The following is a 25,996-nucleotide window of genomic DNA, read 5'->3' on the forward strand; positions in this document are numbered from 1 at the left end:
ATGGTGGGGAAGTTTAAATCGATAAGGCTTGACAATTACAAGCCCTTGAGGGAGATCGTGTTCGAAGTTTTAAGACAGGCCATAATCTCGGGAGACTTAAAACCCGGAGAGAGGCTTATGGAAGTCCAGCTTGCCGAAGAAATGGGGGTTTCCAGGACACCGGTAAGGGAAGCAATACGCAAGCTGGAACTAGAGGGCCTGGTGGTGATGATTCCAAGAAAGGGGGCTTATGTGGCGGGGCTTTCACTGAAGGATGCCGCTGATGTGTTCGAAATAAGGCAAGCTCTGGAAGGCCTTGCTGCTGCGCTGGCTGCAGAGCGAATAACCGAAGAAGAGATAGAAAGCCTTGAAAAAATTCTGGTGGAAATAAACGAAGCGGCCGAAAAAGAAGATGTGGATATGGTGATAAAAAAAGATGCCGAGTTCCACCAGATATTATTCAAAGCAACCCGGAACGACAGGCTTGTGCAGATAATAAATAACCTGAAAGAACAGATAGACCGGTTCAGAGTTCAGTCCTTTACCAACAAGGCGAGAATTAAGAGCCTTATGGAGGAACACAAAAAGATTGTGGAAGCCATAACCGAAAGGAATGTAGAACTCGCCAAAAAGTTGGCCGAAGAACACATAGAAAAGGTAGAAAACAACGTGATGAATATATTGAGAAAAGAGATGAATATGATGGAGGATGACCTGCCATGCTGAAGGCCCTTATTTTGGCCGGAAGCGGAAAAAACGATAAGTTGAAAGAGGATAAAGAAACCCCTAAGGCATTGATTAAAATAAACGGGCGCGAGATGATTCTTTATATTTTAGAGGCCCTGAAAAAACTTGATTACATAGAAAAAATTGTTGTAGTGGGACCTGAAAAAAAACTGAGCTCGGTAATTAAAAATTACGAAGTTGAAATAGTCCAGCAAGGCTATGAACTCATAGACAACGTAATAAAAGGTCTTGAATGTTTTTCAGACGAAGATGAAGTTCTGATTTTGACTTCAGATATTCCGATGATAACGCCGGAAGCCTTGGATGATTTTGTGAAAAGGGCAAAAGAGTCTGACGCTGAGTTTGCATACCCCATAATTTCAAAGGAAGATACTGAAAGAAAGTTTCCCGGGGTGAAGAGGACTTACGTAAAGGTAAAGGAAGGGACGTTTACCGGGGGCAATGCGGTTTTAGTCAAGGTTGGCAGCGGCAAAAAGTGCCTTAACAAGGCCAGGGATTTTTTTATTTACAGGAAGAGTCCTTGGAAGCTGGCTGCTATTTTAGGAATACCAGTAGTGCTGAAGTTCTTATTGGGACGGATTACCATTTCCGAAATTGAAAAAAGGGTCTTTGAACTTTTTGGCATAAACGCCCGGGCTGTAATAAGTAGATTCCCTGAGTTAGGCAGCGATGTGGACAAGGAAAGCGATCTGGAGCTTGCACGAAGAGTACTGGCGCGGGAGGTACTACAATGAGGCGGAGCAAAAGGCTAGTGCTTTTATCCAAATTCTTAAGCGACAATCCCAACCGCATCTTCACATTGAAGTTTTTCGGCGAAAAGTACGATGCGGCTAAATCTTCTATAAGCGAAGATTTGAATATAATAAAGGACGCCTTTTATGAAGGCGGAGAAGGTGTATTGGAAACAATTCCCGGCGCGGCGGGTGGCGTCAGATTTCGAATAAAAAGGCCAAAAGAGGAAATCGAAAATTTTATTTTGGGGCTTTGCAGTGTTTTATCAGACCGGTCCAGGATAATCCCGGGGGGCTATCTTTATATGACTGATATAATATTTTCTCCGGAGTATTCCTCTCGAATAGGCGAAATTTTTGCTCAAATATTCGTAGAAGAAGAACCGTCCTGCGTCCTTACTGTTGAAACTAAGGGAATACCGCTGGCTTTGATGACGGCAAAAGCCCTGGGAGTGCCCCTGGTGGTGGCGAGAAGAGACAGCAGGGTAACAGAAGGGCCTTCGGTTAATATAAGCTATGTATCGGGTTCAAGCCAGAGGATTCAAAATATGGCATTGCCCACAAGGGCCCTGTCAAAGAATGCGAGGGTACTTATAGTCGACGATTTTATGAAGGGCGGAGGCACCGCCCGAGGCATGATGGAACTGGTGAGGCAGTTTGGAGCGGAAGTGGTGGGAGTGGCGGTATTGGTGACAACTGCCCTACCGGTTGAAAAACTGGTGAAAAACTATATCTCACTCATGGTGCTTGAAAAGATTGATGCTGAAACAGGCCAAATTATCTTAAAACCCCTCAAATTTCAAAACGACAAAGAAGGATTTTGATATTTTTTATAGAACTACTAAAAAAACGGGTTAGGGGGAGGCATGGCCTTGGAAGTAACTGACGTCCGTATAAAGAAGGTAGAAAATGAGGGCAGGATGAAGGCCATTGTTTCGGTGACGTTCGACGACGAGTTTGTGGTCCACGATATAAGGATTATAGAAGGGGAAAAAGGCCTTTTCATCGCCATGCCCAGCCGCAAGACCGCAAGTGGCCGCTTCAAAGACGTAGCTCATCCTATAAATAAAACTTCTAGAGCTAAGATTGAGCAGGCGATTTTAAGACAATATGAAGCAGGAGTGTAAAGTAAATATAGGGCAGTTCCTGTCCTATATTTTTCTTTTTGAACTAGAGAGGATTTTTGCGAAAAATGTCGAAGTACGAGAAGGTTTGTGTTTTCCAATGAACCATAATGGGGGGAAACGGGTGTGGACTTTACTGCGATTATTTTGGCAGCCGGTGAAGGAACGCGTATGAACTCTAGCATACCTAAGGTGCTTCACAAGGTATGCGGTGTTCCCATGCTGGGACACGTGATTTCTCAGGCTAAGGAGGCCGGAGCCAAGAGGATAATTGTGGTGGTGGGCAGGGGTGCGGAGGAAATAAAAAGAGCTTTTGAAGGGCAAAAGGTGGAATTTGTCCTGCAGGCTGAACAAAAAGGTACAGGACATGCACTTTTGCAAACAGAAAGTGCAGTAAAAGGAGAAGAAACCCTCCTTGTGCTCTATGGAGACATGCCTCTTGTTACCAGCGAAACTTTAAAGTCCATGGTTGAATATCATATCCGGAACCTAACCGCTGCGACGGTGATGACGGCGAAGGTGAAGGACCCTGCGGGTTATGGGCGGATTATAAGGGAAGGGTATAGGGTGATCGCCATAAAGGAAGAGAAGGATGCGTCTCAGGAAGAAAAGGCCATCGGCGAAATAAATTCCGGCATATACTGCTTCGATGGGGAACGGGTTTTTGAAGCACTACGCCAGGTAAATAATAACAACGCACAAGGCGAATACTATCTAACGGATGTAGTGGAGATACTCAACCGAGAGGGAGAAAATGTTTTGGCCTATGAAGTTCAAGACCCGAGCGAGGTGCAGGGGGTAAACGATAGGATACAACTGGCGATGGCCCAGTCTGTAATGCAAAAGAGGATAATTCATCGCTTTATGAGGGGGGGAGTTACGTTTTTGGCCCCTGATTCTTGTGTTGTGGATGCAGGAGTTGAAATCGGAAGGGATACCATCATTTACCCCGGAGTGATCCTAGAAGGAAAAACCAAGATAGGAGAATGCTGTACGATAGTGGGATACAGCAGGATAGTAGACTCCTGCATAGGTAACAATGTGGAGATTGCCATGTGCCATATAAGGGAAAGCGTGATCGAGGATGGCGTAAAAATAGGACCTTTTGCTAACATACGTCCTGGAACCCATTTGATGGCGGGAGTTAAGGTGGGAGATTTCGTGGAAATAAAAAACAGCAAAGTTGGCGAAAGCTCTAAAGTGCCTCACCTTTCGTACGTTGGAGATGCCGATATAGGAAGCAATGTCAACATCGGTGCAGGGGTGATTTTTGTAAACTACGACGGCTTTAAAAAGCACAGAACGGTGGTGGAGGATGAGGCTTTCATAGGTTGCAACTCCAATCTTATTGCGCCGGTTAGGGTAGGGCACAGTTCCTATATAGCCGCAGGCTCCACGATAACCAAGGACGTGGAGGAAGGAGCTTTAGCAATAGCAAGGTCGCGGCAGGAAAATATATCCGGATGGGCGAGGAAACGCAAAGAACGCGAAGGAGGGAATAAAAGCGATGGAAAACAGGCTTGAAATTTTTACGGGAAACGCCAATGTGGAGCTCGCACGGGAAATAGCCAGGAATCTCGGAATCGAAGTAGGGGATGCGGTAGTAAACACATTCAGTGACGGGGAAATTCAGGTAAAGATTAACGAAAGCGTGAGGGGGGCCGACGTCTTTGTAGTTCAGCCATTGAGCTATCCAGTGAACGACCATTTGATGGAACTATTGATAATGTTGGATGCTTTCAAAAGGGCTTCTGCATGGCGCATTACAGCCGTAATACCGTATTACGGTTATGCTAGGCAGGACCGGAAGATAAGGGCACGTGACCCCATAACTGCAAAGTTGGTGGCAGACCTCATCTCAACTGCAGGAGCTCACAGGGTATTGACTATGGACCTTCATGCCGGCCAAATCCAGGGATTTTTCGATTTCCCGGTAGATCATTTGATGGCGGTGCCGATACTGGCTGACTACTTCAGGAAAAAGGGAATAGAAGACCCGGTGGTGGTGTCACCTGACGTGGGTGGAGTTACCAGGGCAAGGGAACTGGCCACAAGGCTGGGCGCATCCATCGCCATAATAGATAAGCGAAGACCCGAACCCAATATGGCCGAAATAATGAATGTAATAGGAAAAGTGAAGGGCAAGACAGTAATTATGATAGACGACATCATAGATACGGCGGGCACCATAACACTGGGAGCCCAGGCCTTGCTGGAACACGGGGCAAAAGAAATCTACGCCTGCTGTACCCATCCGGTGCTCTCGGGGCCGGCCATTGAGAGGCTTTCTGCCTCGCCCATAAAAGAAATTGTGGTGACAAACACCATACCGTTGAGAGAACACCAGAAAATTGACAAAATTAAGGTTTTGTCAGTAGCACAGACATTTGCCGAAGCGATAAAACGCATCCATAACAACGAATCGGTGAGCACTCTTTTTGATTGATATTGATTTATTGTGACAAAAAGGTTATACTAATGTCCGTAATTAAGAAAGGAGGAAGGATGATGGCTCAGGTAAGTCTTGCAGTTGAAGAGAGAAAGCTTGCTGGAAAAGGCCATTTAAACGAGCTCAGAAAAAGCGGCAAAATACCCGGGGTACTTTACGGAAAGAACATAGAGACAAAAGCTGTTGCCGTAGACGCCAAAGAAATAAATAAATTGTTTAAAACTCACGGCGAAGGCGTTCTTATCGATTTAATACTGGGTGAAGAAAAATACCCGGTTATCATTAAAGAAATCCAGAGGGACCACTTAAAGGGCGTTATTACTCACATAGACTTTTACCGGGTGTCCATGACGGACAAAATTGAGGTAGACTTGCCCATTATCCTGAAAGGTGAGCCGGAGGGCGTCAAGGCCGGCGGCGTGCTGCAGCACCAGTTGCATGAACTGACTATAGAAGCATTGCCGACAGACATACCCGAATTCATCGAAGTGGACATTTCTCACCTTAAGATAGGCGATGTTTTAATGGTCAAAGACATTAAGCTGAGCGAAAAGATAACGGTCCTAGATGACCCGGAGGAAGTGATCGTCACTGTGCTCGCGCCGACCATTGAAGAAGAGGAAGCGCCTGCCGGAGAATCTGCGGAGCCGGAAGTAGTGAGCAAGGGCAAGGAAAAGAAAGAGGAGTGATTTTGGCGCAACAAAATGTTGCGCTTTTCTTTTACCGGAGGTGGAACGTTTTGTTTTTGATAGTCGGACTGGGAAATCCGGGCAAAGAATATGAGAATACCAGGCATAATGTGGGATTTAAGGTGCTTGAAAAAATTTCCGAAAAACTTGGTGTGAAGGTGGACAAGATTAAGTTCAAAGGACTTTTTGGAGAAGCTACCTACGGAGGAGAGAAAATCATCCTCCTGAAACCGATGACTTTTATGAACCTTTCTGGCCAAAGTGTAGGGGAGGCGGTGAGGTATTATAAAGTCCCTTCGGAAAACCTAATTGTGATTTACGACGATATGGACCTTCCGGTTGGGAGGCTCAGAATAAGGAGAAAGGGCAGCTCGGGTGGACATAAGGGTATGGAATCCATAATATCCTGTTTATCAAGCGAGGATTTTCTAAGGATAAGGGTGGGCATCGGGAGGCCAAAAGGCGATGTGGTCGATCATGTGTTAGGAAATTTCGATCCTGAAGAAAATCAAGCTGTAGAATCTGCAATAGAAGCCGCAGCAGATGCTGCCCTCGCTATAGTAAAGGAAGGGGTACAAGAGGCCATGAACAGGTATAACGGATTTATGCCTTAAACCATATATTGTTATAAAAGGCATACAATTACCTGGAATTAAACTAAATCCCCTGGTATAATAAAATACTGTATTTTAGTTAAAACAACTTCCAGAGGGAGAGGGAAATGATAAGGCTAGAGAGGCTTACCGAAAAACCTATTCTTGAGCCAAAACGAAATGGAGAAGCGGAGAGCGAATGGGAGAGGGCAGCGGTGTTCAACTGCGCTGCCATTTATGACAACGGCCTTTTCCACCTGATTTACAGAGCTTCAAACATAGGCCCCCATGAGAAATACGGGCGGTACATTTCGAGGTTGGGTTACGCGGTAAGCACCGATGGCTTGAATTTTAACAGGCTACGGGCTCCAATAATCACAAACGACCAGCCTCACGAACAGAGAGGATGTGAGGATCCACGGGTAGTCAAGATTGGCGATACCTATTATATGATGTACGTGGCATTCGGCGGAAGATTCGACGGCGACTGGCGTATATGTCTTGCAACTTCCAAAAACCTCATTAAATGGGAAAAACACGGAATAGTGCTCGATGAGCCAAATAAAAACGCCTCGCTCTTCCCAGAAAAAATAAACGGAAAGTTCGTCATGCTTCACCGCAGATACCCGAATATTTGGATAGCTTTCTCAGAAGATTTAAAAGCATGGCACGACCACAGACCCATTTTAGAGCCTGTGAAAGGTACGTGGCAGAGCGCAAGAGTAGGCATAGCAGGACCCCCTATAAAGACCCAGGACGGCTGGTTTTTGATATACCATGCAGCCGACTCAAAAAATACGTACAGGCTTGGAGCTGCTCTTTTGGACCTCGAAGATCCTTCGAAAGTTTTAGCGAGGCAGGAAGACCCCATAATGGAGCCGCAGCTTTCATGGGAAAAAGAAGGATATGTGCCGAATGTAGTCTTCAGTTGCGGACATGCTGTAAAGGGCGACGACATATACATCTACTATGCAGGGGCGGATAGCGCTATAGGGGTGGCATATTTAAACAAAGCAGACATAAAGTTTAGGAGGGCAAGGGCTGTAGCATAATAAAGCCGGCGAAAAGTGCCGGCTTTTAAAATTGTCACCGTCTGATGGGGACAGACCTTTATTATCTTTTTATTGCACCGTAAAGAAATAGAGGATATAATAAAATCAGAAAATATAAGAAATTCATAAAATAATGTCACCATCTATTGGTGACAAAATTTAAGAGGAGGGTGAATTTATGAGGGCAAAAATTCAGGCTTTTGGGAGATTTTTAAGCGGAATGGTGATGCCCAACATCGGTGCCTTTATAGCGTGGGGGCTTATAACTGCGTTTTTTATCCCCACTGGCTGGACTCCCAATGAACACCTGGGCAAATTAGTAGGCCCCATGATTACTTATCTACTTCCGCTGTTAATAGGTTATACAGGCGGAAAGATGGTGCACGATGTGAGGGGTGGTGTCGTCGGCGCTGTAGCCACTATGGGCGTAATAGTGGGCTCGGATATACCAATGTTCATGGGTGCGATGATAATGGGTCCACTAGGCGGATACGTTATAAAAAAGGTGGACGAAGCATTGAAAGACAGGATACCGGCCGGATTTGAGATGCTGGTGAACAACTTTTCTGCAGGAATTGTAGGCATGATAGTCACGATTCTGGCATATTCTGCCATAGGCCCGGTGGTTTTGGGTCTCAACAAGGTCCTGGCTGCAGGAGTTCAGGCCATAGTGAATATGGGACTTTTACCTCTTGCTTCTATATTCATAGAGCCTGGCAAAATATTGTTTTTAAACAACGCCATTAACCACGGGATTTTGGGACCACTAGGAGTGGCGGAAGTCGCCCAGAAAGGCAAGTCCATTTTCTTCCTGCTCGAGACTAACCCGGGGCCTGGTTTGGGAGTGCTCCTGGCCTACTGGCTCGTGGGTAAGGGGATGGCTAAGCAGTCTGCGCCCGGTGCGATAATTATACACTTTTTTGGCGGAATCCACGAGATTTACTTCCCGTACGTACTAATGAATCCGATACTGGTGATCGCTGTGATCCTGGGCGGAGCTGCCGGTGTGTTCACCTTTGCCGCCCTTGGTGCGGGGCTTGTGGCGACCCCATCGCCGGGAAGCATTTTCGCGGAAATAGCTATGGCACCTAAAGGCGGCCTAATTCCGGTGTTGGCAGGTATCGCGCTTTCGGCTTTGGTGTCCTTTCTTGTGTCTTCCCTGCTTCTAAAGCGTTTCGCTCAGGACGAGGAAGACCTGGATGCTGCAAAGCAGATGGTGAGCCAGCTTAAAGGCGGAAGGGCACACGAGGTAACAAAAAGGCCAAAAATAAGAAAAATAGTTTTTGCCTGCGATGGTGGCATGGGTTCATCAGCCATGGGTGCTTCGGTCTTGAGAAGGAAAATCAAGGAAGCAGGTTTGGATATTGAAGTAGTGCACACCGCCATAAACGAAATTCCGGAAGACGCCGATATAGTAATTACGCACAGAGAACTTACTGCGCGGGCAAAAGCAAAAGTCCCCGGTGCAGAGCATGTATCAATCGAAACTTTCGTGAATAATCCGATATACGATGAACTGGTCGATAGGTTGAAAAAATGATGAAAAAAGGAAATAATATGGAGTAACAGCTCAAGCTGTTACTCTCATTTTTTCAAGATGGTGATGAACGTGAGTTTTACCAGGCGGCAAAGGAAAATAATAAGGGTGTTGTTTGAAGGGCAGGCTACTGCCGAAAAGCTCGCAAGTATTTTAGGGGTTAGCAGGCGAACGATTCTCAGAGACTTACCCGGGCTTTCTGATAAATTGAAGGCCTATGGGATAAAACTCCAGAGAAAATCAGGGAAGGGCATAAGCCTGGAAGGCGAAAGCGATTCCCTTGAAAATCTGAAACGGGACATAGAGAAAGCCTATCAAGATGAAAGGGTAACCCATGAGGAGAGGCAAAAGCTTATCATTTTGTTTTTGCTGGAGAACAAGGAGCCTCAAAAACTATACAGCCTGGCAAAGGAGTTTGGAGTTACGGAAGCTACGATAAGCAACGACTTAGATGAAGTGGAAGAATTGCTCTCTGAATATGGACTGAAGCTTGTGAGGAGGCCGGGACTTGGGGTTTTTATAAAAGGACCCGAAAAAAATATAAGGCACCTCATTACCGAGCTTTTTTACGAATACTTCGATGAAACGCAACTGGTGAGGCTTATAAGAGAGAATCTGAAGGGGGTTTTAAAGAATGAAGATTGGGTTGAGAGGATAAAAGGTAGGTTTTTTGGTTTTATTGAGAAAAATTGGCTTGAAAGTGTAGAAAGTATTTTAAAAAAGACCATTGAAGAAAACGGAATAAACTTAGCGGACAGCGCGTATGCCGGCTTGCTGGTCCACGTAGCCCTTGCTTTGAAAAGGTTAAAAAACGGAGAGGTTATATCAATAGATGGTGCGCTCCTTTCTGCAATGAGAGGGACCAAGGAGTTCGAACTAGCAGCTCGGCTTGCAAGTCGGCTGGAAACGACTTTTGGAGTAAAAATTCCTGAAGAAGAACTTGGCTATATAACAATGCATCTTTTGGGGGCTAAACTCCGCGCCGGGGATGAAGACTTCAGGGAACTTTTTGTAATGGACCACCAGGAAGCTGTGGAAGCTTCTTTGGAAATCCTAAAAGAAGCGGGCAGGGAACTGAAGCGGGACCTGGCAGGGGATGCTAGGGCTGTAGAAGATTTGGCAATGCACTTGAAGCCCGCTCTCGTTAGAATGAGGATGGGAATGGAAATTAGAAACCCTATTCTTCCCCAGATAAAAGATGCCTACCCGGACCTCTTATGGGTGGCGAAAAAAGCTGCTCGGGTTTTGGAAAGTCGGTTTGGCGTTCAGGTTCCGGAGGAAGAGATAGGATATATAGCAATGCACATAGGTGCAGCTCTTGAGAGGAAGATAGAGAAGGCAGGGGTAGTGCTGGTATGCCCAAGCGGCATCGGAAGCGCCAGGATGCTGGCAAGTCGTATAAAGAAAGAGCTGCCGGATTTGGAAATCATCGATGTGGTTTCGCTGTTAGATTTGGAAAGGGCTCTGGAAAAACACCCCGAGACAGAGGCCGTGATATCTACCGTGCCTTTAGAAGAAGACAGGCTGCCGGTAATAGTGGTGTCTCCGCTATTATCCTACGATGATGTGGAAAATATCAAGACTTTAATCAGGAAGAAGACTTTTTTGGATAAAAAAAGCTGCGAAAAGCAAAAGACGGGCGGCGATATAGCGTTTGAACTGCTGGAACATTTTTCGCTGGAAAAAGTAAATACGGGAACTTTTGAGGAACTACTGGATGCCATAGGGGAAAAGATTAAGTCAAAGCCGGGGATAATTTCTGTATCGGAAGTGAAAAGGGATATTAATGAAAGAGAATTGAAGTCGGGGACTGCCGTGCCCGGGGCGGGAATCTCAGTGCTCCACGCCAGGACCGTTGGAGTAGAAAAGCCTTTTTTGGGACTTTTTCGCCTGGAAAAACCTCTTAAGATGAAAAGTATGGATGGTGGAATAGAGGATGTCAAGGCATGTCTTTTAATGCTACTTCCTAAAAAATCTTCGCCGAAAGAGATGGAGATAATGGGACGTATAAGCGCAGCTTTGATAGAAGAAGAAGGCTTTGCCGAATTGCTTAAAGACGGTGCTGATGTGGAAGTGATTAGGTCATTTATTAGGATTTTAAAATAGATAGGGGGTAATGAAGTTGGCGTTTGCTTTTTTCAGGAAAAAAGATGAATTGATTAGCGAAAAGGCCGTTGCAGTAGGCGCGAAAGCTAAAGATAAATATGAAGCTATAGAAATAGTGGGTGAGTTACTGGTAAGAGAAGGGCATGTAGAACGTTCTTATATAGACGAAATGAAAAAGAGAGAGGAACTTTTATCCACGTATATTGGGAATGGGATTGCAATTCCTCATGGCGGAAGCGAAGCAAAAGAAAAGATCAAAAAGAGCGGGCTTGCAGTGGCCCAGTTTCCTGAAGGAGTTGATTTCGGCAACGGGAACAAGGCGTATATAGTAATAGGAATAGCAGCAAAGGGCGACGAACACCTTGATATTCTAGCAAATATTGCGACAGCCTGCGAAGATGAAAATAGGGTGAAAAAACTAGTAAAAACCAAGAATCCTAAAGAAATCATAAGGTTGCTGAAAGAAGGGTTTTCAAGATGAAGACGGCTGTTCATTTTGGTGCTGGCAACATAGGGCGGGGCTTCATAGGTTTTTTGCTTGCAAAGGCCGGGTACCGTGTAGTATTTGTCGATATAAATCCCGGTTTGATAGAAGAGCTCAATAAAAGCGGTTCTTACAAGGTTTTGGAAAAGGGCGACGAGCTTAAGGTCCATCTGGTTGAAGGCGTGGAGGGCATCCTGGCATCAGACGAGGAAATGGTCGCTGAAAAGATAATCGAGGCTCAGATAGTTACAACGGCGGTGGGGCCGGGTGTCTTGAAGGCTATAGCTCCTATTATAGCATCGGGTATTTCGCTCAGGTTAAAGCGTTCATCGAAGCCACTCAATGTTATTGCTTGCGAAAATATGGTGGGTGCATCTACTTTTTTAAAAGAAAAGGTCATGGAAAAACTTACACCTGAAGAAAGACAGGAGGCGATAAAAAAGGTGGGATTTCCTGATGCCTCGGTGGACAGGATAGTTCCCCCTCAGGAAGGGACCTTTCTCCTTGATGTTTCAGTAGAACCGTACTTCGAATGGGTGGTGGATGCCGGAGGCTTTGCTGGGGAAATACCGTCAATCCCGGGGATGAAAGCTGTTGATAACCTGCGGGCTTACGTAGAGCGAAAAATTTATACATTGAACACCGGACATGCAGTGGCGGCTTACCTCGGTTACCAAAAAGGTTACGGCACTATACTTGATGCGCTGAATGAAAAAAGTATACTTGAGACGGTCAGGGGGGCGATGGAAGAGTCGGGAACTTACCTGACGACCAGATTTGGATTTGATAAAAAGGAGCACGGCAATTACATCGAAAGTACGTTGAGGCGTTTTCTAAATCCAGCTCTGAAAGATGCTGTAGTTCGTGTGGGGCGAAATCCTTTGAGAAAATTGGGCCCTGAAGACCGATTAATTTATCCGGCTATGAAAGCCCAGCAGCTCGGGATAACTCCCCATAATTTATGCAAGGGAATAGCCGCAGCCTTAAAATTCGACTATGAAGAGGATGAAGAAGCCCTCAAACTGCAGATGATGATTAAAGATGAAGGAATAGAGCAAGTTCTAAAAAAGGTATGTGGTATACCAGAAGAAAATCCATTATTCGAGATTATAAAAGGATATTTTTTATAAAAAGAAAAAAATCTCTAAAAAGCACTTCCTTGGCTAGATCCCAGGGGGTGCTTTATTTATTGCAGATTATACTAAGCTGGCTCGGGGGATAATGCTATTAGGGACATTTAAAAAATTGACGTTGACTTATTGACAGCGAAAAACAAATAAAGTATAATAAAATTAAGCTGGAGGTGAAAAAATGGTAAATATACAGATAGATGAAAGAGCAAAAAATTTCATTAGGCAGAAAAATGCCGACGCTGTGACAGTAAAATTGGAGCGCTACGGCGGAGGGTGAGCAGGTTGCAGGTATCTGCCTACCGTGTACGTAGGTGTCCCATCTGATGCTAACGATTACGAAGTATACGAGGTCGACGGTATAAAGGTGTACGTCAGTCCTTTTGTCAATACAAGAGATGGCCTTAAAATTTACATTTCTGGTTTTGGTATGTTCAAAAACCTTGCCGTAACCGGAGGGTATTGATTAGACTTTTTTATGCTCCTTGTAAAGCTGTATAAACTTCATTATAAACATGAACTCTTCTGGAGTACAATCTGCTATTATTTCCAAAAAGGACTTCACTTTCGGGTCTGCGAAAAGCTGCTTTAGTTCCGGATTCATTGGCCTTAAAAGGGAAGTTATGTCATCATCGTCGCTCACGAAATAGCAGGGCGAAAGAGAAAGGGCTTTGGCTATTTTTTCAAGAGTTTTTATAGAAGGTTCTACTTTGCCGCTTTCGATTTGTCCAATGAGTCCCGGCGAAACTCCTGCTTTTTTTGCCAGCTCTGCCTGAGTAATGCTGCGCTCCTGGCGAATTTTTTTGATTTTGTAACCGACGTGGGACGAAGACAGAAAATCCTGGGGACTGACATCTAGAGCCCGGGCGATTGCTTTCAATGTGGCTAAAGAAGGAAATGCGTTTCCGTTTTCAATCTGACAAAGATACGTGGCCGAAATGCCAGCCTTTTGCGCAAGTTCCGAAAGGGAAAGCCCCCTTTCGCGGCGCAGGATGCTTATCTTTTGGCCCGTTGATGTTGTGCCGCTGCCTTTTGGAGAATTTTCATCGAAGAGAGCATCTTTTGATATATTTAAAGCGGCTGCTAGTTTTTCGATAACATCGAGCGATGGCTGTTTCTTGCCGCGCTCTATTTCACAAAGGTAAGATACGGAAAGGTTTGCCTTTTCGGCAAGTTCCTTTAATGACATATTTCTCTTTTTGCGAAATTCGCGTATAGTTTTGCCGCAAATCAACGAATTTCACCCCGCTTTAGTCAGACTAAGGTATGATTATAGTATAACAAAATAATCGAAAAAAATAAATTGGGATTCCTTTATAAAGTCGGTTATAATAAGAAAAAATAATATTTTTAATGGAGGAGGAAATAAAATGAAACCCATTACCCTCACCGATGATAATTTCGAGCAGGAAGTCCTCAATTCCGATATACCTGTGCTGGTGGACTTCTGGGCTCCCTGGTGCGGCCCGTGCCGCATGATGGCGCCGGTCATCGACGAGCTTGCTGCTGAATACGAAGGCAGAATAAAAGTAGGCAAACTGAACGTCGACGAGAATCCAACCAGCGCAAGTGCCTTCGGGATAATGAGCATACCCACGCTGATATTGTTTGAGAATGGCCAGCCAGCCAAAAAAATGATAGGTTTTAGACCAAAGAGCGAGATAGTTTCTGAATTCGGGCTGTAGGACGAACTTTTAAAACCGCCGATAAAAAGGCGGTTAATTTTTTTCTTATTGACAAAAACTACCTTAAGGTTATAATATATCCTTGAGTCTTAATGCAAATAATTTGCATTTAAGGAGGTAGCCGCCTTGAGAAGGAGGGTAATATACTCTCTGCTTGCAGTCCTTATGGCTGTCATTTTTTTGATAAACGGCTGTACGACTAAGGCAAGCCGTCTTACACCTCATGAGGGTGGAAAAATAAGGATATATACTACTATATATCCTCTTTATGACTTTGCCGTCAAAATAGCAGGCGATAAGGCTAGTGTGCAAAAAATCGTACCGGCAGGGGTTGAAGTTCACGACTTCGAGCCATCGCCCAAGCTTGTGGCCGGAATTTATGATGCGGATGTGTTCATATATTTGGGAGGCTCGATAGATCCATGGGCAGAAAAGCTTGCTGTCCAGCTTTTAAAAGAGGGTGTAACGGTAGTAAAAGCAGGAGAAGGACTTTTTCAGGAGGAGCTTCATGAGGATGAAGAGGGAGTTACCGAAGGAAACGGCCAACATTTGGATCCCCACGTCTGGCTGGATCCCATACTTGCAAAGACATTGGCCGAAAGGATAGCCGAGGCTATGGCTGCAACAGATGGGAAAAACGAGGCATATTACCGCAAAAATCTCGAAGACCTGAAAAAGCGCCTGGACGACCTGGATGAAAAATATAGAAACTCCCTTTTGTCGACCTCCAAAAGGGATTTCGTGGTAAATCATGCGGCTTTTGGCTACATGGCGAAGCGATATAATCTGAACCAGATAGCCATAAGCGGCCTTTCTCCCCAGCAGGAGCCTTCTCCCAAAAAGCTGGCAGAGCTTGCAAAGTTGTGCAAAGAAAGGGACATAAGATATATAATGGTTGAGGCTGCGTCGAGCTCCAAACTGGCTGAGGTGCTTGCAAAGGAAACGGGAAATAAGGTTCTGGTTTTGCATCCCCTGGAGAATTTAACTGATGAAGATATAAGAGCCGGCAAGGATTATTTTTCCATAATGCTGGAAAATTTAGAGAATCTAAAAAGGGCCCTCAATGAGTAGGAGGAAGAGGGTATGGACACACCGGTAGTAGAACTTAAAGGTGTGAGTTTTTCTTATGGAGGTCCTAAAGTTTTGGAAAAAGTTAATATGAAAGTGGAAAAAGGCGATTTCTTCGCGCTGATTGGGCCCAACGGCGCCGCAAAGACAACGCTTATGAAGGTAATGCTTGGACTTGTCGTTCCTAATGAAGGTGAGGTAAAGCTGTTCGGAAAAAACGTTAAAAGCTTTCGTGAGTGGCATAAAATCGCTTACGTTCCTCAGAATGGAGGGCAGATAAATCTGTCTTTTCCTGCGACGGTCAGAGAGGTTGTGGCGTCGGGGCTTTTTGGAAAGGCAGGATCTATGAAAGGCAAATCGGTGGTTGAAGCTGTGAGAAAGGCCATGGCTACGGTCGGCATAGAACCCCTTGCGGCAAGACTTATAGGGGAACTTTCAGGGGGAGAGCGGCAAAAAGTGTTTCTGGCCCGCAGCCTCGTCGGAAATCCGGAAGTGCTCTTTCTGGATGAGCCCACGACCGGTATCGACGCCGAATCCCAGGAGGAATTTTACGGCCTTTTAGAGCATTTCAATAAGGAGAGGGGCTTAACGGTGGTGATGATAACCCACGATATAGGCATGGCTTGCGGCATGGCGAATAAAATCGGGTGCGTGAAAAGCGGCAAAGTGGACGTCCACGAAAATACGAAGGATGTAACCGAAGATCACATAGCCGAAATAATGGGCTACAGCATGAAAAACAAGCGCCAGACTGAAAGATGAAGGAAGGAATTGTCATGGAGATATTTCAGTATTCCTTTATGGTCAGGGCCTTTGCGGCCGGAATCGCCTCTGCCTTGGTTACTTCCTCCATAGGGGTGTTTGTGGTGTTGCGCCGCATGTCGATGGTGGGCGACAGCCTATCTCATGCATCTCTGGCGGGGGTTGCGGCCGGGATGTTCTTTGGTTTTTATCCCTTTTACGGTGCCTTGGCGTTTTCGGTCCTGGCCGCTTTACTCGTTGAGATGGTCAGGGTTACTTTTAAAAGGTACGCCGAGGTAGCCCTGGCGGTTGTAATGTCGGCGGGCATGGGGGTGGCCGTGGTGATGATAAGCCTTGGCAGGTCGTTTAATGTCGACCTTTTCTCGTACCTTTTCGGCAGCCTGATGGCGATAACGGAAGAAGACATCAAATTGATGATAATCTTGGGATTTTTTGTCATGTCTGCTCTTTATCTTTTGCGCAGGCAACTTTTTTCCATAGCCTTCGACGAGGAAACGGCTAGACTTTCCGGAATACCCGTCAATACGGTGAATGTGCTCTTTTCAATACTTACCGCCCTTACGGTGGCCATATCGGTTAAAATAGTGGGTACGCTGCTTGTCTCGGCGCTCATAGTCATCCCCGCTGCCGTAAGCCTTCAGCTTGCCAGGAGTTTCAGTTCGGCGATTTTTATATCAAATATAGTGGCCGCTTTTTCGGTGATAATGGGTCTTTACCTTTCCTTTTATTTCGATTTGGCACCGGGCGGCACGATAGTGCTCATTGCTTCAGCGGTGTTATTTGTCGTTCTTATTGGCAAAAGGAGGGCAGTTTAGGGTGGAGTTTGAAGAATTTTTGAGAAAAATGGGACTTAAAGTGACCAATCAAAGACTTGCGATAATGAGAGTGCTTGGCAGCTCAGGGACTATGACCGCAATGGAAATATTTGAAAAAGTAAAGGAGATACTTCCTGGAGTGAATTTCTCTACGATATACAGAAATGTGGAAATCATGAAAAAAAGGGGAATACTATGTACTGTAGTGAGAAGCGATGGAATACCTACTTATCTCCTTAGGATAGAAGAAGCCCATCATCACCACTTTATATGCAAAAGATGCGGAAAGTCTCTGGTCATAGAATACTGTCCTATGAATTTTATGGGGGAGGAGGTAAAAAAGAAGGGATTTGTGCCTGTTGAACATGAATTCGTAGTGTACGGATTTTGCAGGGATTGCGATACGTCTGATTTTGAGGATAAAAAGGAGAGGTTTTTAAGATGAAGAGGTTTTTTTTAATTGTTGCGCTGTTACTGGCATTGTCGCTAGTTTTTACGGGATGCGTGAAGAAAAATCAAATTGGGGGAGATGATCAAACAAAAAAAGAGGTGGAAGTGACCGATTATTTTCCAATTGCGGAAAATCTTTATTGGGAATACGAAGGCATCGGCAATGAGTTCGCAGGAGGAAGGGTAGATACGGAATTTATTGAAGGAAACAGGGTTCAGCTTTCCCAAAACAACGGCGGTACTGTTGTCGCGAAGGTATTCGAGGTGAGTGACGAAGGGATAAAACTTATAAACTCTATCGAAGAGAGCTATTTCAGGATTAACTATCTGAAAAAAGAGCCTTCCCAGGAGAAATACTTTTTAAAATCGCCGCTAAAGGAAAAAAGTAGTTGGCAGGACGGCGATACCACTTGGACTATTGAAAGCCTGGATGAAAAAGTAAAAGTACCTGCAGGAGAGTTTACATGCATTAAGGTTGTGGGGAAGGCAGGAGAGTCGACAGTAGAAAGATATTTTGCAAAGGGCGTGGGATTGGTAAAACAAAAATTCATTCAGGGCGATATGGTAGTGGAAGAAAATCTCTCTAAATATGGCGATGCCCAAAAAGACAATTCCCTGCCCGAAAAGGAACTGGCAATTTATTATCCTTCGAAAAACGTAGATAAATTGCTGGAAGATAGGGTGGTAGAGAAGTTTAAAACCGGTGAAACTCTTGCTGAGAGGATAACCGGGCTTTTAAAAGAAAAAAAATACAGTGTGCTAAGCGAGGATGTAAAACTCTTGAATTTAGAAAGGGAAAATGGTGTTCTCAGGCTTAATTTCTCTAAAGAACTCATAAGCGGTATGAACGCAGGTTCCGGATATGAAGCTCTGCTTATAGACAGCATAGTAAACACTTATGGGAAAAATTTCGATGCCGAAGGTGTTATTTTAAACGTGGAAGGCAAAGGATACGAGTCCGGACATTTTGTGTTCGGCAAGGATGAGGTCTTGAAGGTGAAAAGGCAATCATAAACCTATAAAAAATTTTTCTAAATAGGGTTGCATTTTTTCGATTTTATGGTATATTATAATATCAAAAATAAAAAAATTAAATTCGATTCGATGACGGGGAAGAGTAACCTGGCTGTAAGGTCAAAGAGAGCCGCGGTAGGTGAGAGCGCGGTACCGGAAGTTGGGTGAATGGGCCCCGGAGAAGGTGCGGCGAAGGCAAGTAGTCGCATTCGGAAAGCCCTCCGTTAACATAAGGGCGGGGTATCGCCGGAAAGGCCGTACCCTTAGAGTGAGCCTGTCCAGGATGGCAAAAAGCATTTCATCTCCTTGGGTGAAATGCTTTTTTGTTAATAACAGGCTAATTTGGGTGGCACCGCGGATGAAAAGCATCCGTCCCTTGGGGGATGGATGCTTTTTTTATTCTGATATTTTAAACATTAATTTAAAGGAGGTATTTTTGTATGAAATTAAGGGATATGGTTCTGACTTCTCTTTTGATGGCAATAGGCCTGGTGCTCCATCAGGTCACACCGCCCATAGTCGCGGGGATGAGGCCCAATTTTCTCCTGGTGATGTTGTTTGTTTCACTCTTTATAAATCCTACTCCCAGAAATGCCTTATTGGCGGGGATGTTGGGAGGTATATTCGCAGCGCTTACCACTAGTTTCCCCGGTGGACAGATAGCCAATATAGTGGATGAACTTATAACCTCCCAGGTAATGGCAGCGTTAATTAGAAAAGGGAAGAACGTGAATCAAAAGATAATGGTTCCCCTGGTCGGTTTTATAGGAACTATCATGAGCGGTACGAATTTTCTTCTCGTTGCCATGCTGGTAACGGGTGCGCTCCCCGCCGCGTTTCCAGTTTTATTTACGACGATAGTAGTTCCGACGGCTGCCATTAATACGGTGGCCACTTCTGTCCTTTATGGCATTATCTCTGCTACAAGCAGCGTTCAAAGACAGAAAGATGTGAATCAATAGATTTCCCGGGATTCCCCGGGCTTTTATTTTTATTGGACAATTTTGATGGTATAATATAATAAAAAAATAAGGCTAAAAAATATTTCTGCGTATCTGGAGGGTTTGTGTTGAAAGAGCAAGACGAAAAGATAACAGAAGCAAAAATAAGAGATTTGTTTTCGACAGCGCTCAAAAACGGAGAAAAAAGAGCGAGCAATTTCCTCAACCCAGCGCAGCAAAAATTGGCAGAAGAGATATCCCGGGATTTTCCCGGCGCCGGTTACTTTTTCGATGGAGGGTTGGAGGAGGCTGAAAGAAAGATACTGGTGGTATTCCCCGAATATTTAAGAGAGGAGTCCTTTTCTTTGCCCGTGAAGGCCGTAAGGGTAACGCCGAAGGACCGGGAAGAACGGCCGGGACACCGGGATTACCTGGGAGCCGTGCTGAGCCTTGGCATTTCGCGCGATAAGGTGGGGGATATAGTCATACATTCCGAAGGAGCCGATATCGTGTTGAAAGAAGAAGTGGCCGAGTACGTGGGGCTCAACCTTGCCAAAGTCGGCAAAATCCCGGTGGAGGTTGAGGAGATATCGCTAAAAGAGGTGGCCCGCCCCGAAAGGCGGTATAAGGAGATAAAGGGCACCGTCGCTTCGCTTAGGCTTGATGCAATCGCGAGCCTCGCCTTCGGCATATCAAGGTCCAAAATGGCCCCTTACATAAAAGGCGAAAACGTGCGGGTGAATTTCAGGACCGTGAAGGACCCTTCTGCGGAGGTGAAGGAAGGGGATGTCATCTCCGCTCTGCGGCTGGGAAGGGCTAAAGTGGTCGAAATAGGGGGGAGCAGCAAAAAGGGAAGGATTTACGTGACATTGCACAGATTCACGGGTTAAATTTAAATCAAAGCTGGTGGTAAGGTGCTTTATTTTCTCACAAAGCTTTTACTCAGATGCTTTTTTTCCCTGACCGGAGGGGTAAAGGCGAGAGGACTTTCAAACGTGCAAAAGGAAGGTCCCTTAATAATAGTTTCCAACCACCAGAGCATCCTAGATCCGCTTGTAATCATGGCTTTTATTCCCAGGAAGCTGCGATTCATTGCGGCTGCCTATCTTTTTAGGATTCCGGGACTCAATATTTTGTTGAGACTTTACGGAGCTATACCGGTCAATGATGCCAAACGAGGAGATGTTTCCTCCCTGAAAAAGGCCCTTAGGACCTTGAAAAAAGGTGGGGCGGTGGCCCTTTTCCCCGAAGGCGGTGTGAGCGTAGATGGCAAGTTACGACCATTCAAGCCGGGGTTTGCGTACCTTGCTTTGAAGTCTGGAGCGCAAGTGCTGCCGGTTGCAATAAGGGGAACGAAAGATGTGCTGCCTGTTGGGAAATATTTGCCGAGAAGGGGAAGGATTGAGCTTATTATGGGTAAAGCTATATCGGTAGAAAAGAAAGGCAAGATAAGCGAAACAGAGAAGAGGATATTTGCCGAAACGAGCAAAAAAATAGAAGAAAGCATAAGGGCGTTGCTCTTTTGCAAATTTGAGGAGGTAAATTATGTTAAAAATTGAAATCCCGGGAGAGGGTATTATCAAACTCAGGTATTTGGTTTTGGATTACAATGGGACAATCGCGGTTGACGGGAAATGTTCTGAAAAAGTTAAGGGGCTGCTTTTGGATATCGCCAAAACGCTTGATATTTACGTGCTCACGGCCGATACTTATGGGTGTGCCTATGAAGAGATAAAGGGCCTCCCCGTAGAGTTTCACAGGGTTAGCCCTTTAAATGGAGGCGAGGATAAAAGAACTTTTGTAGAAAAGCTGGGCGGAGAATATGTGGCGGCTGTAGGAAATGGAAAGAACGATGTGAAAATGTTTAAGGCTTCCAAATTGAGGGTAGCTGTTATAGGCAGGGAAGGGGCTTTTTGGGAAGCATTGATGAATTCCGATATAGTAGTTACTTGCCCCGAAGAAGCCCTTGAATTGTTTTTAAATACGAAGAGAATAGTTGCTACTTTAAGGAAATAATTTTATGAATTTTATTTTCTTTAGGGCTAAACAAAGGGCTATATAGCCCGTTTTTTTTTATAATAATTTCGAAATTTCTTCGAGTTTTTCTATATGATCGATCAATCCCTGAACAGCCTTGGAAATCTCTTGAGAAGCTGCAGCTTGATTGCGGGAAAATTCGAATGTAACTTTTATATCCTCGTTTATTTCAGATATCCTCTCTCTCATATTTAATGTTAAAGCCTTCACTTCTTCTACCGATTTTTTGCTGGTTTCAGCCATCTTCCTTATCTCCGTGGCTATTACGCCAAATCCCCGCCCAGTCTGCCCCGCCCTTGCAGCTTCGATGGCGGCGTTGATACCCAATATCTGAGACTGGGCTGCTATATCTCTAATAACGTCGAGGAATTTTTCGCTTTCTTCTACCTGCTTTAGGAGTTCCTCCCTCATCTTGTCTATTTCTTCCATGTTTTTCGCAAGTTCGCTTGCCATTGCTGCTAATTCTTCTGTAGAGGCCGTGATTTCTTCAACTGTAGCAGCAAGAACCTGGACTATTTCTTCGAGGGTTCTTTGATTTTTTAAACTCATGGCGAGTGCCAGACATCCTACGATTTCTCCGTTTTCTCTGACAGGCAGTGCTATCGATTTAATCGGCTGACCGTATACTTCTTTGGGAATTTCGGTTTTTTGAATAGTTCCAGTCGTTATGGCTTTTTTTATCCCGGTATTTTCTGGAATCCTTTCCCCTACTGCCCGCGAGACACCCAGTTTTTCATAATTGAAGTTGGCGATAAAGTATTCTCGATCGGTTATTGCTATGGAACAATCGATTGGAAACAACTCCACAAATAAGGGAGCGACTTTAATTAGAAGGTCTAGAATGCCAGCTTTTGAGGAATTTGAATCAGGATGGAAAGTGTCAATAAAATTGCCGTTTAATTTTTGCAAAGACATTTTACATCACCCTTTTGATTATATTTTAAGCGCTTGGAGCTCCTTTTATTATAGCAAATTTCATAGTTGCATGAAAATATTGTATTAAGATGAACTTTGCAGCTTAACTGCGAAAAATAATAAAATGCAAATACAATTTAAAAATATTGACAATTTAATAATACTGTGATATTCTTAAGATGTATATACATGTCAATTGAGATTTGAAAAGGAAGGAGCCAAATATGGAAAAAAGATTTTTAGCGCCGAAAGAAATTATAGAAGCCACTATTGCGGCGGGAAAAAAGAAAGCTGGTCTTACTTTTTTACAAATGCTTCTTTTGGGATTGTTGGCAGGGGTCTATATAGGGTTTGGCGGATTTGCTTCAATTACCATAATGCAGACTTTGAAGAATATAGATACAGGTCTTATGAAATTTGCCGGTGCCATGGTCTTTCCCGTTGGACTCATGTTAGTTGTGATTTGCGGTGCCGAGCTTTTTACAGGAAATAACCTGATGGTGTTTTCGCTATTGAGAAAGGAGATTGACGGCAGGAGACTTTTGAGAAATTGGATTACGGTATATGTGGCTAACTTTGTGGGTTCCGTGCTGCTTGCATTCCTTATCGCAAAGGGAGGATATTTGCAGGGAAGCGTGAAGGAGCTTACGCTTTCCGTAGGGCAAAATAAATTATTTTCAGATTTTACCACACCGCTTGTTAGAGGCATATTATGCAACGTGTTGGTGGTCCTTGCCGTGATGATGGCGACTTCCTCGCAAGACATAATTTCAAAGATCTTTTCGTGTTGGTTTCCGATAATGCTTTTTGTGCTTTCCGGGTACGAGCACAGTGTGGCAAATATGTTTTTCATCCCGCTTGCAAAATTCGGCGGAATGAATGTAGGATGGGGAGAAATTTTTGCGAAAAATCTAATCCCCGTGACATTGGGGAACATCATCGGAGGAGCAATAGTAGTGCCTCTGTTCTACTTTACGGCGTATTTCGTGGAAGAACAAAACCGCGATTTTAAGATCTAAAATGTGTATTTTGCAATACTATACTCTTTAGTAAGAAAGGTGGAGATTTTACGGATGTTCGTTAAAAGCAGTTTGGAGGATTTTGTAGAAGTTCTTTCATCTAAAGATCCGGTCCCGGGTGGAGGCGGGGCTGCAGGGCTAGCAGGTGCGCTCGGGAGTGCACTAGGCGGGATGGTATGCAACCTTACGATAGGAAAGGAAAAATATAAGGATGTGGAGCCTGAAATAACAGATATTCTCGAGAAGTTGAAGGACCTTCAGAGGAAGCTGCTCTTGTTAGTAGATGAGGATGCTGAGGTCTTTAAAGAAGTAGCCGCTGCTTATAAGCTCCCAAAGAATACAGAGGAGGAAAAGCAGAGAAAAAAGGAAGCGCTTAATAAGGCATTGAAGAATGCTTGTCAGGTGCCGCTCAAGATAATGGAATATTCCCTAGAAGCGTTGAAATTGCAAAGAAGGCTGGCAAAGATAGGTTCAAAAATGGCAATAAGTGACGTAGGAGTAGGGGCGCTCCTTTTGAAGGCAGCGGTTCACGGAGGAAAACTTAATGTGCTTATAAATTTAGGAGGACTCGATGATAAAGAATTCGTGGGAGACATGAAGAAATACATAGATGACATAAGTAAAGAAGCCGATATTTTGGCAGAGGAAGCCTATAAAGAAGTATTGGGTAAATTATAAGGGCAGTAATGGTAAATAAAATGAAAGAGATATTTGCAGGGAGGTGATATATATAGATTTCTCCAAAATAATAAAAAGAGGTGTTTAAAAAAATGAAAAGTCCGGAAGAATTAGCGAAGGAAAGAATGAGGCGGATTGATGCGGCAGTAAACCTCGAAGAACCTGACCGGGTGCCTTTTAGTGGCGTAGGTGGCGATGTGATTGCAGCCTATGCTGGCATAACCCAAGAAGAATTTTGTTTCGACTACAAAAAAGCAAAAGAAGCTATTGTAAAATTCAACAGGGATTTTCCTTGTGACTGGACTTTTGCAGCAGGTTTTGTAGGGGTAGGAGTTCCTCCGCTTACTTATGCTTTTGCCGACGACCCTGATGTTTCGGCTACGGTTGGAATGGCTATGTTTGGCACGATCCACGACATTACAGGAGATGTATGCACCAGGTATCCAGGGCGGGAAATCGAAAGCAACTGTTCGCCGCAGTTCATCGGTGGGAAGTTCATGGAAGTTGAAGAGTACGACGACCTAATTGAAAATCCGGTCAAGTTCATAGCAGAGGTTATAATTCCGAGGATATGCCGCAACATGAATGCTCCGCGCAATGCCATGGCGACTATGATAAGGCTTGGGATGGAGGCCGAAAAAATCAAAAGCTTTGCCATGGAAGTGGGTATGGAATTAGCACGGCTAGGATATCCTTCCATACCTATCACAATGGGGTATACTCCCTTGGACCTCATAGGAGATGGTCTGAGGGACGAACTCAACTTAATACTTGACCTTCGCAGGTATCCGGACAAAGTAAAAAAAGCGTGCGAAGCGCTGGTAGAGCCGATTTTAAAAGCCGGATTGGCCTTAAAGCCTTTAGGAATTAAATACGCTTTTATACCGTTGCATCTCAACGAATACCTCTCTCCAGAACTTTACAACGAATTTTACTGGCCCTATTTGAAAGAAGTAATAATGGGTTTTGCAAAGGAAGGTATAAAGTCATTTGTTTTCTTTGAAGGTAGGCATGATGCGCACCTTGAGACGATTTTAGAACTACCTAAAGGATGGGGAATAGCCTATTTCGAGAAAACCGACGTGAGAAAGGCGAAAGAAATATTGAAGGGGCATACCTGCGTGATGGGTGGAGTACCGATCAGCCTTATCGTAAGCGGCACGCCCGAAAAAATCGACTCCTATGTGAAGGAACTACTTGAGGAAGTTAAGCCAGGTGGAGGTTACATACTCGCGACCAGCGTCGGAATTGCTCCTAGGGAGACACCGGTTAAGAACATAAAAGCTTTAATTGAGGCCGTAGAAAAATACGGCAAATATTAAATTTAATTAAAATATAGAGGGGGTTTAAGAAATTATGTTAGAGGAAATTTTGAAGAACATAGTAGAGATGGAAGAAGAGGAAGCTGTAAAGAAGGCGAAGGAATATCTGGATGGCGGAGGAGACCCGCAAAAGCTATTAGAAGTATGCAGGGATGCGATGGGAGAAGTGGGTTCGAGGTTTGAGAAAGGCGAATACTTCCTTTCCGAGCTTATATTAGGTGGCGAGATTTTCAGGCAGATAATGGAATTCACGCTTCCCAAACTGCAGAGCGGGTCGGTGAAGAAGATAGGCAAGATAGTATTAGGGACGGTAAAAGAAGACGTGCACAACATAGGAAAGGACATATTCAAAGTATTTGCGGAGGCTTCAGGGTTTGAAGTAATAGACATAGGAATAGACACGCCTGAGGAGAAGTTTGTAGAAGCGGTAAAGGAGCACAAGCCCGACATAGTGGGAATGTCATGTCTAATAACTGCTGGAGTAACTTCCATGAAAAAGACAGTGGACAAATTAAAGGAAGCTGGTTTAAGGGATAGCATAAAGATAATAATAGGTGGAGGCAGGGTAGACGAGAGCGTGAAGGAATTTGCGGGTGCCGATGCGTGGGCTGACGATGCAGCCAAAGGCGTGAGACTCTGCAAACAATTAATAGGCGTGGAGGGTTAAAA

At 44.5% G+C, this 25,996-nt stretch carries 30 protein-coding genes and 1 other annotated feature; of the genes, 28 read left to right on the forward strand and 2 right to left on the reverse strand.

Annotated elements, in window-relative coordinates:
* From BUB66_RS02425 to BUB66_RS12595, 14 genes are all read left to right on the forward strand, one after another.
* Positions 1-705, forward strand: coding sequence for a GntR family transcriptional regulator (locus BUB66_RS02425; RefSeq protein WP_073254066.1), 705 nt, complete (start codon positions 1-3; stop codon positions 703-705).
* Complete coding sequence (locus BUB66_RS02430; RefSeq protein WP_244269718.1) at positions 699-1,460, forward strand: NTP transferase domain-containing protein; 762 nt, start codon at positions 699-701, stop codon at positions 1,458-1,460. The genes BUB66_RS02425 and BUB66_RS02430 overlap by 7 nt, the downstream gene beginning before the upstream one ends.
* Positions 1,457-2,281, forward strand: a complete 825-nt coding sequence (gene purR, locus BUB66_RS02435) for a pur operon repressor (protein WP_073254068.1) — start codon at positions 1,457-1,459, stop codon at positions 2,279-2,281. The genes BUB66_RS02430 and purR overlap by 4 nt, the downstream gene beginning before the upstream one ends.
* Positions 2,282-2,329: 48 nt before the next feature.
* Complete coding sequence (gene spoVG, locus BUB66_RS02440; protein WP_073254269.1) at positions 2,330-2,584, forward strand: septation regulator SpoVG; 255 nt, start codon at positions 2,330-2,332, stop codon at positions 2,582-2,584.
* 123 nt (positions 2,585-2,707) lie between these two features.
* Positions 2,708-4,105 (forward strand): bifunctional UDP-N-acetylglucosamine diphosphorylase/glucosamine-1-phosphate N-acetyltransferase GlmU, encoded by a 1,398-nt coding sequence (glmU, locus tag BUB66_RS02445; protein WP_073254071.1) that lies wholly within the window; start codon positions 2,708-2,710, stop codon positions 4,103-4,105.
* The gene (locus BUB66_RS02450) at positions 4,089-5,027 is read left to right on the forward strand and encodes a ribose-phosphate diphosphokinase (RefSeq protein WP_073254073.1); all 939 of its coding nucleotides are present in this window, start codon (positions 4,089-4,091) and stop codon (positions 5,025-5,027) included. Before glmU ends, BUB66_RS02450 begins: the two co-directional genes overlap by 17 nt.
* A 32-nt stretch (positions 5,028-5,059) precedes the next feature.
* The gene (locus BUB66_RS02455; protein WP_244269719.1) at positions 5,060-5,719 is read left to right on the forward strand and encodes a 50S ribosomal protein L25/general stress protein Ctc; all 660 of its coding nucleotides are present in this window, start codon (positions 5,060-5,062) and stop codon (positions 5,717-5,719) included.
* A gap of 50 nt (positions 5,720-5,769) precedes the next feature.
* Entirely contained in the window at positions 5,770-6,333 is a 564-nt protein-coding gene (pth, locus tag BUB66_RS02460) for an aminoacyl-tRNA hydrolase (RefSeq protein WP_073254272.1), read from the forward strand.
* Between the two features lie 107 nt (positions 6,334-6,440).
* Complete coding sequence (locus BUB66_RS02465; protein WP_073254078.1) at positions 6,441-7,364, forward strand: beta-1,2-mannobiose phosphorylase; 924 nt, start codon at positions 6,441-6,443, stop codon at positions 7,362-7,364.
* Between the two features lie 178 nt (positions 7,365-7,542).
* Complete coding sequence (locus BUB66_RS02470) at positions 7,543-8,904, forward strand: PTS mannitol transporter subunit IIBC (RefSeq protein WP_073254081.1); 1,362 nt, start codon at positions 7,543-7,545, stop codon at positions 8,902-8,904.
* Between the two features lie 57 nt (positions 8,905-8,961).
* On the forward strand, positions 8,962-11,007 hold the full coding sequence (locus BUB66_RS02475) for a BglG family transcription antiterminator (RefSeq protein WP_073254083.1): 2,046 nt from the start codon (positions 8,962-8,964) through the stop codon (positions 11,005-11,007).
* 16 nt (positions 11,008-11,023) lie between these two features.
* Positions 11,024-11,488 (forward strand): PTS mannitol transporter subunit IIA, encoded by a 465-nt coding sequence (locus BUB66_RS02480; protein WP_198409333.1) that lies wholly within the window; start codon positions 11,024-11,026, stop codon positions 11,486-11,488.
* The gene (locus tag BUB66_RS02485; RefSeq protein ID WP_073254089.1) at positions 11,485-12,621 is read left to right on the forward strand and encodes a mannitol-1-phosphate 5-dehydrogenase; all 1,137 of its coding nucleotides are present in this window, start codon (positions 11,485-11,487) and stop codon (positions 12,619-12,621) included. The genes BUB66_RS02480 and BUB66_RS02485 overlap by 4 nt, the downstream gene beginning before the upstream one ends.
* Before the next feature lie 181 nt (positions 12,622-12,802).
* On the forward strand, positions 12,803-13,087 hold the full coding sequence (locus BUB66_RS12595; RefSeq protein ID WP_280144528.1) for a CC/Se motif family (seleno)protein: 285 nt from the start codon (positions 12,803-12,805) through the stop codon (positions 13,085-13,087).
* On the opposite strand, the gene BUB66_RS02490 is transcribed toward BUB66_RS12595, so the two are convergent.
* The gene (locus BUB66_RS02490) at positions 13,088-13,855 is read right to left on the reverse strand and encodes a helix-turn-helix domain-containing protein (protein WP_073254092.1); all 768 of its coding nucleotides are present in this window, start codon (positions 13,853-13,855) and stop codon (positions 13,088-13,090) included.
* Positions 13,856-13,991: 136 nt separating this feature from the next.
* Here BUB66_RS02490 and trxA point away from each other — a divergent pair, with 136 nt between their 5' ends.
* From trxA to BUB66_RS02540, 10 genes are all read left to right on the forward strand, one after another.
* Positions 13,992-14,306, forward strand: coding sequence for a thioredoxin (gene trxA, locus BUB66_RS02495; protein ID WP_073254094.1), 315 nt, complete (start codon positions 13,992-13,994; stop codon positions 14,304-14,306).
* A gap of 126 nt (positions 14,307-14,432) precedes the next feature.
* Entirely contained in the window at positions 14,433-15,377 is a 945-nt protein-coding gene (locus BUB66_RS02500) for a metal ABC transporter substrate-binding protein (protein ID WP_084098614.1), read from the forward strand.
* A 12-nt stretch (positions 15,378-15,389) separates the two neighbouring features.
* A complete protein-coding gene (locus tag BUB66_RS02505) occupies positions 15,390-16,136 on the forward strand; it encodes a metal ABC transporter ATP-binding protein (protein WP_073254097.1) in 747 nt (248 codons plus the stop codon).
* Positions 16,137-16,150: 14 nt separating this feature from the next.
* A complete protein-coding gene (locus tag BUB66_RS02510; RefSeq protein WP_073254100.1) occupies positions 16,151-16,951 on the forward strand; it encodes a metal ABC transporter permease in 801 nt (266 codons plus the stop codon).
* A gap of 1 nt (position 16,952) precedes the next feature.
* Positions 16,953-17,396: a Fur family transcriptional regulator gene (locus BUB66_RS02515; RefSeq protein WP_073254103.1), complete on the forward strand. Its 444-nt coding sequence runs from the start codon at positions 16,953-16,955 to the stop codon at positions 17,394-17,396.
* Positions 17,393-18,415 (forward strand): GerMN domain-containing protein, encoded by a 1,023-nt coding sequence (locus BUB66_RS02520; RefSeq protein ID WP_073254105.1) that lies wholly within the window; start codon positions 17,393-17,395, stop codon positions 18,413-18,415. The genes BUB66_RS02515 and BUB66_RS02520 overlap by 4 nt, the downstream gene beginning before the upstream one ends.
* Before the next feature lie 81 nt (positions 18,416-18,496).
* Positions 18,497-18,795, forward strand: a binding site (T-box leader).
* 60 nt (positions 18,796-18,855) lie between these two features.
* Positions 18,856-19,377, forward strand: a complete 522-nt coding sequence (locus tag BUB66_RS02525) for a tryptophan transporter (RefSeq protein ID WP_073254108.1) — start codon at positions 18,856-18,858, stop codon at positions 19,375-19,377.
* A gap of 107 nt (positions 19,378-19,484) precedes the next feature.
* The gene (locus BUB66_RS02530; RefSeq protein WP_073254111.1) at positions 19,485-20,246 is read left to right on the forward strand and encodes a YlmH family RNA-binding protein; all 762 of its coding nucleotides are present in this window, start codon (positions 19,485-19,487) and stop codon (positions 20,244-20,246) included.
* A 24-nt stretch (positions 20,247-20,270) separates the two neighbouring features.
* Entirely contained in the window at positions 20,271-20,915 is a 645-nt protein-coding gene (locus tag BUB66_RS02535; RefSeq protein ID WP_084098617.1) for a lysophospholipid acyltransferase family protein, read from the forward strand.
* On the forward strand, positions 20,902-21,372 hold the full coding sequence (locus BUB66_RS02540) for an HAD family hydrolase (RefSeq protein ID WP_073254116.1): 471 nt from the start codon (positions 20,902-20,904) through the stop codon (positions 21,370-21,372). The genes BUB66_RS02535 and BUB66_RS02540 overlap by 14 nt, the downstream gene beginning before the upstream one ends.
* 57 nt (positions 21,373-21,429) lie before the next feature.
* On the opposite strand, the gene BUB66_RS02545 is transcribed toward BUB66_RS02540, so the two are convergent.
* A complete protein-coding gene (locus BUB66_RS02545; protein WP_073254119.1) occupies positions 21,430-22,308 on the reverse strand; it encodes a methyl-accepting chemotaxis protein in 879 nt (292 codons plus the stop codon).
* Positions 22,309-22,532: 224 nt separating this feature from the next.
* Here BUB66_RS02545 and BUB66_RS02550 point away from each other — a divergent pair, with 224 nt between their 5' ends.
* The 4 genes from BUB66_RS02550 (at position 22,533) to BUB66_RS02565 (ending at position 25,994) form a co-directional block, all read left to right on the forward strand.
* Complete coding sequence (locus BUB66_RS02550) at positions 22,533-23,327, forward strand: formate/nitrite transporter family protein (RefSeq protein WP_073254121.1); 795 nt, start codon at positions 22,533-22,535, stop codon at positions 23,325-23,327.
* Positions 23,328-23,381: 54 nt separating this feature from the next.
* Positions 23,382-24,005, forward strand: a complete 624-nt coding sequence (locus BUB66_RS02555) for a cyclodeaminase/cyclohydrolase family protein (protein ID WP_073254124.1) — start codon at positions 23,382-23,384, stop codon at positions 24,003-24,005.
* 92 nt (positions 24,006-24,097) lie between these two features.
* Complete coding sequence (locus tag BUB66_RS02560; protein WP_073254127.1) at positions 24,098-25,327, forward strand: uroporphyrinogen decarboxylase family protein; 1,230 nt, start codon at positions 24,098-24,100, stop codon at positions 25,325-25,327.
* 34 nt (positions 25,328-25,361) lie between these two features.
* Positions 25,362-25,994 carry a cobalamin B12-binding domain-containing protein gene (locus tag BUB66_RS02565; protein ID WP_073254130.1) on the forward strand — a complete coding sequence of 211 codons (633 nt, stop codon included), beginning with the start codon at positions 25,362-25,364 and terminating at the stop codon, positions 25,992-25,994.
* The last annotated feature ends 2 nt before the right edge of the window (positions 25,995-25,996 follow it).

The organism is Caldanaerovirga acetigignens, assembly GCF_900142995.1.
GTDB classification, from domain to species: Bacteria; Bacillota; Thermosediminibacteria; order Thermosediminibacterales; family Thermosediminibacteraceae; genus Fervidicola; species Fervidicola acetigignens.